The organism is Rossellomorea marisflavi, assembly GCF_001274775.1.
GTDB classification, from domain to species: domain Bacteria; phylum Bacillota; class Bacilli; order Bacillales; family Bacillaceae_B; genus Rossellomorea; species Rossellomorea marisflavi.
Window position 1 is genome coordinate 35,035 of record NZ_LGUE01000003.1, and the last position, 11,990, is coordinate 47,024.

Annotated in this window: 10 protein-coding genes; 5 read left to right on the forward strand and 5 right to left on the reverse strand. The window is 48.9% G+C overall.

Annotated elements, in window-relative coordinates:
* The first annotated feature begins 217 nt into the window (after nucleotides 1–217).
* The 3 genes from proV to AF331_RS09350 are packed head-to-tail and all read left to right on the forward strand — an operon-like array spanning nucleotide 218 to nucleotide 3,206.
* The gene (proV, locus tag AF331_RS09340; RefSeq protein ID WP_053427894.1) at nucleotides 218–1,480 is read left to right on the forward strand and encodes a glycine betaine/L-proline ABC transporter ATP-binding protein ProV; all 1,263 of its coding nucleotides are present in this window, start codon (nucleotides 218–220) and stop codon (nucleotides 1,478–1,480) included.
* Complete coding sequence (locus tag AF331_RS09345) at nucleotides 1,477–2,310, forward strand: ABC transporter permease (RefSeq protein WP_053427895.1); 834 nt, start codon at nucleotides 1,477–1,479, stop codon at nucleotides 2,308–2,310. The genes proV and AF331_RS09345 overlap by 4 nt, the downstream gene beginning before the upstream one ends.
* Nucleotides 2,311–2,324: 14 nt before the next feature.
* Entirely contained in the window at nucleotides 2,325–3,206 is an 882-nt protein-coding gene (locus AF331_RS09350) for a glycine betaine ABC transporter substrate-binding protein (RefSeq protein WP_053427896.1), read from the forward strand.
* 53 nt (nucleotides 3,207–3,259) lie between these two features.
* Here AF331_RS09350 and AF331_RS09355 read toward each other — a convergent pair whose 3' ends face one another.
* Nucleotides 3,260–3,715, reverse strand: coding sequence for a GNAT family N-acetyltransferase (locus AF331_RS09355; RefSeq protein WP_053427897.1), 456 nt, complete (start codon nucleotides 3,713–3,715; stop codon nucleotides 3,260–3,262).
* Nucleotides 3,712–4,269: a hypothetical protein gene (locus AF331_RS09360; RefSeq protein WP_053427898.1), complete on the reverse strand. Its 558-nt coding sequence runs from the start codon at nucleotides 4,267–4,269 to the stop codon at nucleotides 3,712–3,714. The genes AF331_RS09355 and AF331_RS09360 overlap by 4 nt, the downstream gene beginning before the upstream one ends.
* Before the next feature lie 275 nt (nucleotides 4,270–4,544).
* Between AF331_RS09360 and AF331_RS09365 the strand changes: the two genes are divergently transcribed.
* Together AF331_RS09365 and AF331_RS09370 are read left to right on the forward strand one after the other, a co-directional pair.
* Nucleotides 4,545–5,636 (forward strand): ATP-grasp domain-containing protein, encoded by a 1,092-nt coding sequence (locus AF331_RS09365; RefSeq protein WP_160316510.1) that lies wholly within the window; start codon nucleotides 4,545–4,547, stop codon nucleotides 5,634–5,636.
* The gene (locus AF331_RS09370; RefSeq protein ID WP_053427900.1) at nucleotides 5,633–7,330 is read left to right on the forward strand and encodes a methyl-accepting chemotaxis protein; all 1,698 of its coding nucleotides are present in this window, start codon (nucleotides 5,633–5,635) and stop codon (nucleotides 7,328–7,330) included. Before AF331_RS09365 ends, AF331_RS09370 begins: the two co-directional genes overlap by 4 nt.
* 328 nt (nucleotides 7,331–7,658) lie before the next feature.
* Here the strand turns inward: AF331_RS09370 and AF331_RS09375 are convergent, their stop codons facing one another.
* The 3 genes from AF331_RS09375 to AF331_RS09385 form a co-directional block, all read right to left on the reverse strand.
* A complete protein-coding gene (locus AF331_RS09375; RefSeq protein ID WP_053427901.1) occupies nucleotides 7,659–8,564 on the reverse strand; it encodes a hypothetical protein in 906 nt (301 codons plus the stop codon).
* Nucleotides 8,565–8,653: 89 nt separating this feature from the next.
* A complete protein-coding gene (locus tag AF331_RS09380) occupies nucleotides 8,654–11,230 on the reverse strand; it encodes an ABC transporter permease (protein ID WP_053427902.1) in 2,577 nt (858 codons plus the stop codon).
* Nucleotides 11,227–11,973 (reverse strand): ABC transporter ATP-binding protein, encoded by a 747-nt coding sequence (locus AF331_RS09385; protein ID WP_053427903.1) that lies wholly within the window; start codon nucleotides 11,971–11,973, stop codon nucleotides 11,227–11,229. The genes AF331_RS09380 and AF331_RS09385 overlap by 4 nt, the downstream gene beginning before the upstream one ends.
* Between the last annotated feature and the right edge of the window lie 17 nt (nucleotides 11,974–11,990).

An 11,990-nucleotide genomic window follows, 5' to 3' on the forward strand; every position in this document is an offset into this window, starting at 1 on the left:
AACATAAAGAGAGGATATGGGAGGATATCCAAAGAAATCTAAGAATAAGATGATTTCGAACGTACAGTTTTAACTGTACGGACTATATACGTTGAATATGAAGGTTTATCCCATTTGTTACCTGCGACAAAAGTCCTTTATACTTTTAAGGTATGCTAGAAAAATCGCTCGGATTCGACAAAATTTGACGTTTTTAAACAAAGTTAGAGGTGGATTTATGGCTGAGAAGAAAATTAGCGTTCAAAACGTTACTAAAGTCTTTGGTAAATCGCCCCAACAGGGAGTCAAACTCCTGAACGAGGGCAAGACCAAACGGGAAATACTTGAAAAGACCGGCATGACCGTCGGTGTCAACAAAGCAAGCTTCGATGTATATGCAGGTGAAATCTTCGTGATCATGGGGCTTTCAGGAAGTGGTAAATCAACATTGGTAAGGATGCTCAATCGCCTGATTGACCCGACCGATGGAGAAGTCCTCATTGATGGCAAGAACATCGTTAAGCTCAAACCCAACGAGCTTAGGGAAGTAAGAAGGAAGAAACTGAGCATGGTATTCCAACGCTTCGCACTATTCCCTCACCGAACTGTTCTCGATAATACTGAATATGGACTTGAAGTCCAAGGTATAGAAAAATCCAAACGTAAGCAAAAGGCAATCGAATCCCTTGAGCTTGTTGGGCTCAAAGGATACGAAAACAGCTACCCGAGCGAACTCAGCGGTGGTATGCAGCAGCGTGTCGGTCTGGCGCGTGCCCTTGCAAACGACCCTGATATCCTTCTCATGGATGAAGCATTCAGCGCATTGGATCCGTTGATCCGTAAAGACATGCAGAATGAACTTCTCGAGCTTCAAGAGAAAATGGAGAAGACCATCGTCTTCATCACCCATGACCTTGATGAAGCCCTTCGAATCGGCGACCGCATCGCCCTTATGAAAGATGGGAACATCGTACAGGTGGGTACACCGGAAGAGATCATGACAAACCCTGCGAACGATTACGTTGAGCGTTTCGTAGAGGACGTTGACTTGTCTAAAGTGCTCACTGCTGAGCATGTCATGAAAAGACCTGAAATGGTGCGCATCGACCGTGGTCCGCGTGTAGCCGTGAAAGTCATGAAAGACGAGGGGATCTCCCACTTGTTCGTCGTGGACAGCAAGCAGCAGCTTCTTGGTGCCGTCACCATCGAAGCGGCTTCGGCAGCGGTGAAAAATCAACAAACGCTTCAAGATATCCTGATCACGGATATCGAGTCACTTAAACCTGAGACACTGCTTGTCGATATGTTCGAACAAGTCGCAACGGCAAGTCTTCCACTTCCGGTCGTGACCGAAGAAGGCAGATTGCGTGGAGTCATTGTAAGGGGTGCCGTATTAGGCGCACTTGCCGGCCTCGAATCAGACATGAATCTTACAACCGAAACAAATGAACACTCAGATACAAATGTAGATGCTGAGGGAATTGAGGTGAATAACATATGACATTCCTACCGAAACTTCCGTTAGCAAGCTGGGTGGATAGCTTCGTCAACTGGATCAAAGACATCTTCGGACCGCTCTTTGACTTCCTGACTGATGCCATCGGATCTGTTGTTGATTTCTTCGTCATGGTTCTTGAATCCATTCCTACGCTTCTGTTGATTTTGATATTTGTTGCCATCGCCTGGTGGGTGAGCCGCTGGACCATCGCCTTATTTACGGCAGTCGGACTGTTGCTCATTGACAATCTTGGTTACTGGGATGGAACGATCGATACGCTCGCCCTCGTCTTAGCATCCGTTATCATATCTATCATAATAGGTATACCAATCGGGATCTGGATTTCACAAAGTGACCGCGCGATGAAAATCATCACGCCGATCCTTGACTTTATGCAGACGATGCCTGCCTTCGTCTATCTGATTCCTGCGATCATTTTCTTTGGAATCGGAGTTGTACCGGGTATCATTGCATCCGTCATCTTCTCCATGCCTCCGACGATCCGTCTGACAAATCTCGGGATCCGTCAGGTACCGGAAGATCTTGTGGAAGCATCGAACGCCTTCGGTTCGACACCTGGTCAGAAGCTGTTCAAAGTACAGCTGCCGCTGGCTACAAGCACCATCATGGCCGGTATCAACCAAAGCATCATGCTCGCCCTTTCCATGGTCGTCATCGCTTCACTTGTCGGGGCACCTGGACTAGGCGCAGATGTATATCGTGCCGTTACCCAATTGAAAGTCGGTGTTGGTTTTGAAGCTGGTCTGGCTATCGTCATCTTGGCGATTGTGCTCGATCGGATTTCTCAAAATATAGGTTCATCTAAAAACTAAAAGGGGGAAACACAATGAAAAAACTACGTATTGCTGGTTTGGCTTCCATCCTCGCTCTATCTGTAGGATTGGCCGCTTGTGGAAATGATTCAAAAGAGGGTAAGACCATCGGTGATGAAGTGGATTACAAAATCACTGGAATCGAGCCTGGAGCCGGTATCATGACGGCAACGAACAAAGCCCTGGAAGAGTACGATAATCTTAAAGACTACAAATTGGTCGAGTCTTCTTCAGCTGCAATGGCTGCAGAGCTTGATAAAGCCATCAAAAATGAAGATCCGATCATCGTGACTGGTTGGACACCGCACTGGATGTTCGCCAAGTATGACCTGAAATATTTGGAAGACCCTAAAGGTGTTTACGGTGACGCTGAAAAGATCGAAACCTTTGCACGTAAAGGATTGAAAGAAGATCAACCGAGCGCCTACACAGTGCTTGATCAGTTCAGCTGGACGAATGATGACATCGGTGAAGTCATGGTCGATATCCAAGAAGGTACCGATCCTGCCGAAGCTGCTGATAAATGGGTAAAAGACAACAAAGATAAAGTCGATGAATGGACAAAAGGTGCTGACAAAGTAAGCGGCGAAGACATCACGCTTTCTTATGTAGCATGGGATTCTGAAATCGCCAGCACGAATGTTGTGGCAAAAGCACTTGAAAGCATCGGGTACAAAGTGAAGCTTGTTCAGCTGGATGCAGGTCCAATGTTCACAGCGGTAGCTGAAGGTAATGCAGATGCAACGGTTTCCGGATGGTTGCCACTGACTCATAAAGATTACCTTGATAAATATGGTGACAAGATGGACCGTCTTGGACCAAACCTTGAAGGTGCAAAAACAGGTCTTGTCGTTCCTTCTTATGTGGAAGCCGACTCAATCGAAGATCTTAAATAATGAATGAAATGAAAGAGGATGCCTCCTGATAACGGAGGCATCCTCTTTTTTTCTTAAAGTTCCAGTGTCATGAACCTGCTGTTGGGATCGTCGGTATACGCCCCGAATGGCGGACAGTAATGGAAGCCTGCGCGCTCGTACAGGAGCTGCGCAGGACGGAAGGCATCCATGGAGCCTGTCTCAAGACTGAGCCTGAGATATCCCCGATTCTTTGCTTCCTGTATGATGTGGGAGAGAAGGGCGCCCGCCACTCCTTTCCGGAGGTGGCCTGGGTCGGTCTTCATGGATTTGATCTCACCGTGGGTGGGATCGAGTTCTTTCAACGCCCCGCACCCGGCCAGGGATTCCTCGATCCAGGCACTCCAAACGGTAACATCCTCTCCCCTGAGCTTATCGATTCCCAAAGCATGGACGCTTTCCGGAGGGGACGTTTCATTCATGCTCACAAGATGGCTTGCGATCAAGTGCTGAATGGCTGCTCCCGATAGATCGTCTATTATGATCTTCATGTCATCTTCCTCCTCCAAATGCTCCAGTATTTCTTCCTATTCTTTTCATCTGGAATTGATTCAATCCATTCTTCTACCATAAGAGAACGTGTATCATCGTTACGATAGAATGAAAGGCTTTTGACACTTTGGATGAGATCTGCTCTGACCAGTGTGAAGTTTTTCTCGCCTTCACAATTTTTAAAGCGTTCCTCCATATGAGACCAAACCAATTCAAACTGCTTATCTCCTGCCAAACCAATCCGCCAGATTTCTTGAAGAGCGTGACGTGCAGTGACGAATTTTTCATCGTAGGTGACAGCCCATATACCGGAGAAATCACGGATGATCCTTTTCTCGGGATCGCTTATGGAAAGTCTCGCTAAAAATTGTGCTGCCCTCGAACGTGCATGAGGGTCGGGACTTGAAAGTTCATTCACAAGTTCATCCCATACTTCATAAGCCCAATCGACAGGTTTTTTTTTGATGTCCATTATCGATTGATAAGCTTCATATTGGATCTGTTTGGATGGACATGAAAGATTCTGAAAATGATTTTGTACAGATTGTTTCATGTGAAACGTTCTCCCCTGTTCAGACTTCATAGTTCAAGACTATTATCCATGATCAGGAACGTATGAACAAGCGAGTGTTTCCAATGTAAAACTTTAATTGAATATAATGTAATTTATAATCCAAAAGAATTAGTTTTGTTGGATTAAATAGTTCCTAATACCTATTACCAACTGTTTTTTATCATTCAAACTCCTTAGGGAACTCCCGATAGATATAGGGTAGAATCCACGGAGGTGTAAATTTGTTTATTATAAAAAAAGAAAATGTATCCCCCATGTTAATGGAAACGGCCCAGCGCCTTCATATACCCGTTATTGATGAAGAGTACGAAGGGCCATTGGTACTGGACGAGCATTCAAGAGTACTCACGAATTCCGAGGCATGCCTTCAGCGTCTGAATGAATGGGCGCCTCAGCATCCTTTCACCCGGATCTCCCAGATGGTCAAACAGAAGGCAACGTTCAGAGCGATGCTGTCCGATCTATTCCCGGACTACTATTACCAACTGGTATCCCTGCAAGAACTACGCTCCATGCCAAAAGAGATCCTGCCATTCCCCCTCGTCATCAAACCGAATAAAGGCTATTCAAGTGTCGGGGTGAAGCTGGTTCAAGATCATTCCGAATGGGATCGGTCCGTTGCCGAGCTATATGGCGAGCTGACCCTCTCCAAGGGAGTCTACAGTGAGTCGGTCGTCGATCAGGACGAGATCATCATCGAGAAGTGGATTGATGGGGAGGAATATGCAGTCGACTGCTACTTCGATCATGAAGGCAAGCCGGTGATCCTGAATATCCTGAAGAGGATGTTTGCCTCTTCAACCGATACATCCGATCGTATGTACTATACGTCCACGTCCATCGTGGCAGAAGTCTTCCATGAAGTGGAGGAATTCCTTCACAAACTCAGCGGGATGCTTGAAGTCAGTCACTACCCCTTCCACTTGGAACTGCGCCGTAGTGAAGCCGGTATGATGGCAATTGAGTTGAACCCGCTCCGCTTTGCTGGAGCCGGGACGACGGATATCAGTACCCATGCATACGGCATCAATGGTGCAGAGGCATATATGCTCAATGAACGTCCGGACTGGTCGGAAATCTTAACGCGCTCCGACGATCGCCTCTATGGTTTCTGTTGCATTGAACTTCCTGTAGACATAGTGAAGCAGGACCTGCACAGCTTTGATCATGAAGCATTGAAAGAACGATTCACGGATATCCTCGAGTACCGGAATGTCGAGTCATCTGATGACCAGATGCTGTCAGTGGTCTTTTTCAGGACGTCATCGATGGAAGAGGTACACGATCTTCTGCACATAGAATTGAACCCGTATATCACCGAGAAGAAAGTGGGGGTACCATCATGAAATCATTCAATCTGAATCCAAAGAAATCCCTGCAAGGCCAGATGTTCCTGAACTTCATGATTCCATTTGCGATCATCGGACTGGCGCTGTTCATTTTCGTCAAATCCATTACCGGATACATTATCGATGAGCATGTGCTACCGGAATTCGATCAGATCCTTGAGATGAATGGAGAGAATCTATCCTCATTCACAGATGAAAAGGTCGTTAACCAGGTGATAGCAGGAGAGGGCGGTGAATCTCAGCTGACGACATTCCTTGATGAGTACGCCAAGGGGAAGGAAGGCCTCGAGTACGTATACGTCTTGACCAAGCAGAACGGGAAAGACTATATCGTCGGGATGAATGGATCAACCGATGCCATGGTGGAGTCTCCGTTCACGGATGATCAGGCACGTGCGTTTGAGGAGAAGAAATCCGTCCTTACCTCTATTTATACGGATAAATGGGGAAGTCATAAATCCTACTTCGTTCCGGTCGATGGATCTGATGCCATCATCGGTGTCGATATGAGCACGCAGTTCATTGATGACCTCGTCAATACGATCAATCTCTTCCTCATCGGATTCGTTGTCATGGCCATCCTCATCGGCGGCGTCATTGCATACCTATTCGGACGTAATATGAACAAGCACATCCAGAAGCTTGTCCACTCCATGGACAAAATGGCCAGTGGAGATCTGACAGAAGAAATCACCACGACGAGAAAGGATGAGATCGGGACCCTTTCCCATAAGTTCGAGCATATGCGCGGGAATCTTATCCGGATGATCGAGAGTGTGAAGGCGAATGCAGACTCGATCGATGCGACAAGCGTTGATCTCGTGACCGGCTTCAGCGAAATGACCGAGGCTTCGGAACAAATCGCCACGGGAACGATGGAGGAAGCGCGGGCAAGCGAGAGCCGCTCACAGCATATCGAGCGGATCTCAACCGGTACCACCTCCATGTCCGATGAAGTGAAGACTCTGACAGAACAGACGGGACGCATCGATCAGTTCACACAGAGCACGAGCCAACGGGCAAAAGAAGGGTCCGATCAGATTGTGAGGATCACCGATCAAATCACCCGGATCCAGAAGAACAGCCAGATCAGCCATGAACGATTGGTGACCCTGGAAAACAAAATCGTCGCCATCAACCGGGATATTGACCTGATCAAGGACATTTCAGATCAAACCAATCTCCTCTCCCTTAATGCTTCCATTGAAGCGGCCAGGGCGGGAGAAGCCGGAAAAGGGTTTGCCGTCGTGGCAGAAGAGGTTCAGAATCTGGCGCGCCTGACCGATTCCAATGTGAAAACCATCAATCAGGCCATTCAAGAGATCAACCAGCAAACAGCGGAAATGATGGATGCCAACAAAGAAGTCAATTCCGATATCGAAGACGGAGTGAATCTTGTAGCCACAAGCGGGGAGCTGTTTGAAACCATCTTCCACGGTGTCCAGGGCCTCTCCGATGAAGTGAGGAAAATGGTATCGAGCATGGATACCGTGCAATCAAACACAAAAGATTCCATTGAATCCATCCATGAAATCGCCGCGATCTCAGAGGAAGGGGTGGCGACGCTTCAGGAAATCGCCTCATCTTCAGAACAGCAGAATACCACGGTCCGAACCCTTCAATCGAAAAACAGTGAGCTGAAGGCCATGGCGGACTCATTGAAGGAAGAGGTTCAAAGGTTCAAACTGTAGGAAAACAATAAAAAATAGAGGGTGGGACAAAACTAAAAAAGGCCCCTTTAATGTCGAACACGATCCTTAATACCGCTCATGATCTCCGTGCAAGACTTCGCTTTCCGCGGATAGCCCGTGAGCCTCCTCGGCACGCCTGCGGGGTCTCACATCAGCTACTCTTCCCGCTGGAGTCTTCGTCTTGCACTCCGATCAACCGCTGGAAATGATGAAATTTGAATGTTCATTAAACGAATGTAAAACCCGAATCAATTGCTTTATCGTAGGCAAATGATTCGGGTTTTACTATGACTAAAACATGTTTGTCTCAGCCTCTTTTCATTTGGCCTCAGTCGTCATTCAGTGCAGCAAAGTAGGATCCAATCCTATCAAACGTGTCTGAGGTCCTTTCCATCAGCCATTCCTTCATCTCTTCGCGGTCCTTCAAGGGGGTCTGGTCAAGGAGGTTAGAGAGGAAGGCCTTCTTTACTGCGTCTATTGCCGGCTGGATGTCATCTCCGTGGCGGATTCCTTCAAAAAAAGTGATGTACGTCTGTACAAGCTTGTCCTTCAGGATGCGATCTGATTTCCCCAGGCGGTTGGTGATGCGCACTTCTTTTTCCTGTTCAGGCGTCAGACGTACATCAGGTGCAGTGATTGATGCCCGTGCCTGGAAGAATCGCTCTTCCAAGGAACTGTGATGTTCGACGACCGCACGATTATGCTTCGCGTATCCATCGATGAGGTCTTTGAAACCTGCCTGAGCTTCACCGGTCAGGAACTTCTCGCTGAATCGATTCAATGCTGAAAGGGAAGCAGCATATTCCAGATGCGCTTCGAATGAATCCAACTCCCTGGTGAGTCCGCCGGCCAGATCGATTCCGCCGGCGTACAGGCTGTCCAACCCATCCGTGATCCGCTTTAGATGTTCTTCCATGGATGCGACTTCTTCTCGTGATTTCCCTTCAAAAACTCCCTGTTCCTGAAGGGATTGACTGAAGATCAGCCATTGATCCTTGGGCTTGTAGGAGAATGGATCATCGGGGTCGATGGTGGTCTTGGAATAAAGGTCCTCTGTTCTGATCTTCTCTGCATCGGCGAACGTTCTCCACTCATTGGAAAGGGTGACAGTATACGCCTTGTCTTCTTTTGAAATCGTTACGGGCTCCTTCTGAAAAGCAGGTGCAAATCCATTCTGGTTCAGATCCTTTGGGGCGCCCATCAATGCCCCGGTATACGAAAGGTCGATCTTCATATTCCTCCACCTCAATCACGTATTTTATTCCTGTTACTGTCATTATCGGAATAATCAGGGTGATGTGAAGGCCGGGTTTGGAACTGGCATCAGTGGTCCGCCAGTTCTTGGAGGATGGAGGTTCTCCTGAGTTGCCACAGAGGGAAGAGGACCGCCGCCATACCGAGGATGGGAGAAAGGATCAAACAGCCACCGGTGAATGACCACGTCATAACAAATGAATGATGGTCCAAGGCAGCCAAGAGAAGCTGTAGCACGATGGTCCCGTAAAGGGCGCCCAGGATTCCGCCAGCCGATGTAATGAGGACCCCTTCTGCCAGGATCAACCGTGAAATCTTCCTGAGCGATATCCCTAACGCTCTCATTGTTGCGATTTCCTTGCGTCTTTCTTTCAGGCTTCCTGTCATATTATTCATCAATCCGATCAGGGCCAGAAGGCATATGAGGGAAATGGAGATTCCCAGAAAAGCGGCTCTTTGGGTGAATTGATGATGCAAGAGCTCCAGTTCCTCGCCCTTATCCAATGAAATCGCCTCAGATGTTCCTTCATTTTGAACAAACGTTTGAATAAATGCTTCGTTCTCCTTCACCTTGCTGGAGTCAGTGAGGGAATAATGGATTTCATCCAAACTCACCGGCCCTATGTTTGCTTCCATCCAACCTGGTGAGGTGTAGAAAGAGAAATCCTCCTGATCGCCGAACGGGAATGCCCGTATGATTCCGGTTACCGTCAAGTCTACTGGTTTGAACCCTTTCCTCCATTTACCGGAGCTATAATCGTAGCTTGATTCTTTTACCATGGAGATGGAATCTCCAACCTGGAGGTCAAGCTTTTTAGACATAAAGGACGTGATGACTACTCCTCCCTGATTGAAATCGGACATCTTGAGTTCCCCTGCTGAAATCATATGGGGGAATGCCTGCTGAAGGATCTTCCAGTCCACAGGTTGAAGATAGGTAAGCAGTTCAGGCCTGCCGTCCACATCAATCGTACTCATATCAGTGCCGTGTATCTTCCATCCATCGGTAATCATGAGCTTTCCTTTGTAAATCGGCACGGCAGAGACTCCGTCAAGCCCATGGATATCGTGGAATAATTCCTGATCGAATCCATCTTGATCCATCCCTGTATTGGACTGAAGGATATGATCGAGTGGATAACGATCCATGATGCTCTTCGTCGTATCTTGTTTGACTGTACCGAGCACCCCTGTACCGACGATTCCGACCGAACAGGCAAGCATCGTCACGGCTGCAATCTGGACGCTTCGTCGTGCCTGCCTCAGCGTGCTGCGTCTCGCAAGGGAAGCCCCATTACGAATCAGGAGGGCAAGAAGAGAACTCAGTGCGCGGATGGTCCAGCTGAACAGGGAAGGCAAGAGAAATGCCGTCCCGATGGTAAGGAGGGCTGCCGAGGCAAGGTATCCCTTTGTCCCCCCTACTAGTGCCATTGTCAGGGAGAAGGCGATGGCCACAGCTCCCAGTAGATTCCGGAACCAACCGCCTTGATGACCATGAATGCTCGCCTCACGATACGCATGAAGAGGGCGTTCGCGGCTTGCAAGGATGGCTGGGAGACAGCTTCCGGCTACAGTGACCATCAACCCTCCGACAAGACTCAGGAGGGCGAACGATGGATCGAATGTGAGTCCGGTAATGCTAAGTCCACTTATGCGGGCCAGTACGCCCTGCAACATGAAGGCGAGACCTGCGCCAATGCCAATTCCGAGCAAGGCTGATACAAGCGCGAGGATGATGGCTTCGGTCATGACCAGCCATACGATCTGACGCCTTTTCGACCCGAGCAGGCGAAGGGTGGCGATTTCTTTCTTCCGTTCCTGGATCGACATCTGCAGGGTGCTGATGAGGAGAAGTGTGCTCCCGAGTGTCACGGCGGCACCCAGTCCCTGGACGAGAGGTTTCAGTCCGCCAAGCTGGCTGCGTTCGGTATCCTTTGCAGCCTGCCGGTCGATATATAGATCCGGGTCGATTTCATTCAGTTTCTGGAGGACAGCCTCTTTTTCTCTCCAATCACTGAGGTCGAGCATGACGGTCGTTGTGTGGCCGGATTGTCCGGTTACTTCCGAAAGCCACTTTCGCTCGAATAAAAATATGAAATTGGTATGCTCACTCTTGGCAAGGATCCCTGATACATGTACGGTCCGGTCTTTCCCCGGTGGGAACGGAAGGGTCAGTTCTGAGCCGATGGAAAGGTGATGTGACTTGGCCCAGCTGTATGGGATTGCAACCTCCCCGTTCCCCGGCAGGGTACCGGAAGAAAGCTTACCCAAGGGGTGCTCACTGGTTAACGACACGCGATCCACACCGATGTACATAGGCTGCAGCTGAGTGACGGACTGATAGGGGTGATCGTCTCCGATGTATGGATAGAGAAACGAACTTGTGCGGGTGACCTCCTGATAAGACTGAATGTCTTTCACCTGTTCATCCGTCAGGAACGATGAAGCGGTTTGATAGCCTGCGATGATTTCATATCGTCCATATTTTTCTTCAGCAATCCCTTCGTTGGCTGTTTCCAAGGACGTCATCAGGATGTTGGTGGCAAACAGCAGGGCGAATCCGAGTGAGATGCCTAAGGTGGATAAAATGGTCCGGCTCTTCCGGGAAAACAGGAAGCGCGTCGCTAAGCGGAAGGGAGTCATCATTGGGAGAACCTCTCAAACTCCTGATTGAGTAGGGACGTTTTCTCCATGATGGAGTGGTTGGCTGCGAGTTGCGTGTCTTTTATAAGTGCCCCGTCACGCAGGAAGATGACCCGATGTGAGTGGGCGGCAACCTGAGCATCATGGGTCACCATGATGAGGGTGTGACCGTGCTCTTCAGTGAATGTTCGCAGAAGCTGCAGGATCTCCTTTCCGGTTTTCGAATCGAGGCTTCCTGTCGGTTCATCAGCAAGGATGATCTTGGGTTCTGTCACCAGGGCCCTCGCAATGGCCACCCGCTGCTGTTGTCCACCCGAGAGCTCGGAGGGAAACGAACCGGCAAGGTGGGAAATGCCGAGATGATCCAATAGATCCATGGCCCTTTTCTTTATGCCTTTCCGCTTTGAAGCCAGGTCTGAAGGAAGGGTGACATTCTCCAGCACCGTAAGGACCGGGATCAGGTTGAAGAACTGGAAGATGAATCCGATGTGATCCCTTCTCAGTCCGGTGAGGGCACCGTCCCTCAATGTGTGGACGGGCTGCCCGTTCAGGTGGATGGTCCCCTTGGTCGGCTGATCGAGTCCGGCCATCATATTCAACAGGGTCGATTTCCCCGAACCGCTTGTCCCCATGATGGCCAGGAACTCACCCTTCTCAACGTTCATCGTCAGATCCTTCAGGGCATGGAAGGCGTTGGAGCCCTGCCCGTATACTTTTTCAAGATGATTGATTTGCAAGATGGTCATATCATTTCCTCCTCTAT

What these genes read in the sequence shown, in the direction of transcription:
- proV (WP_053427894.1), top strand. Translation starts at nt 218, where the DNA reads ATGGCTGAGAAGAAAATTAGCGTTCAAAACGTTACTAAAGTCTTTGGT.
- AF331_RS09345 (WP_053427895.1), top strand. Translation starts at nt 1,477, where the DNA reads ATGACATTCCTACCGAAACTTCCGTTAGCAAGCTGGGTGGATAGCTTC.
- AF331_RS09350 (WP_053427896.1), top strand. Translation starts at nt 2,325, where the DNA reads ATGAAAAAACTACGTATTGCTGGTTTGGCTTCCATCCTCGCTCTATCT.
- AF331_RS09355 (WP_053427897.1), bottom strand. Translation starts at nt 3,715, where the DNA reads ATGAAGATCATAATAGACGATCTATCGGGAGCAGCCATTCAGCACTTG.
- AF331_RS09360 (WP_053427898.1), bottom strand. Translation starts at nt 4,269, where the DNA reads ATGAAACAATCTGTACAAAATCATTTTCAGAATCTTTCATGTCCATCC.
- AF331_RS09365 (WP_160316510.1), top strand. Translation starts at nt 4,545, where the DNA reads ATGTTAATGGAAACGGCCCAGCGCCTTCATATACCCGTTATTGATGAA.
- AF331_RS09370 (WP_053427900.1), top strand. Translation starts at nt 5,633, where the DNA reads ATGAAATCATTCAATCTGAATCCAAAGAAATCCCTGCAAGGCCAGATG.
- AF331_RS09375 (WP_053427901.1), bottom strand. Translation starts at nt 8,564, where the DNA reads ATGAAGATCGACCTTTCGTATACCGGGGCATTGATGGGCGCCCCAAAG.
- AF331_RS09380 (WP_053427902.1), bottom strand. Translation starts at nt 11,230, where the DNA reads ATGATGACTCCCTTCCGCTTAGCGACGCGCTTCCTGTTTTCCCGGAAG.
- AF331_RS09385 (WP_053427903.1), bottom strand. Translation starts at nt 11,973, where the DNA reads ATGACCATCTTGCAAATCAATCATCTTGAAAAAGTATACGGGCAGGGC.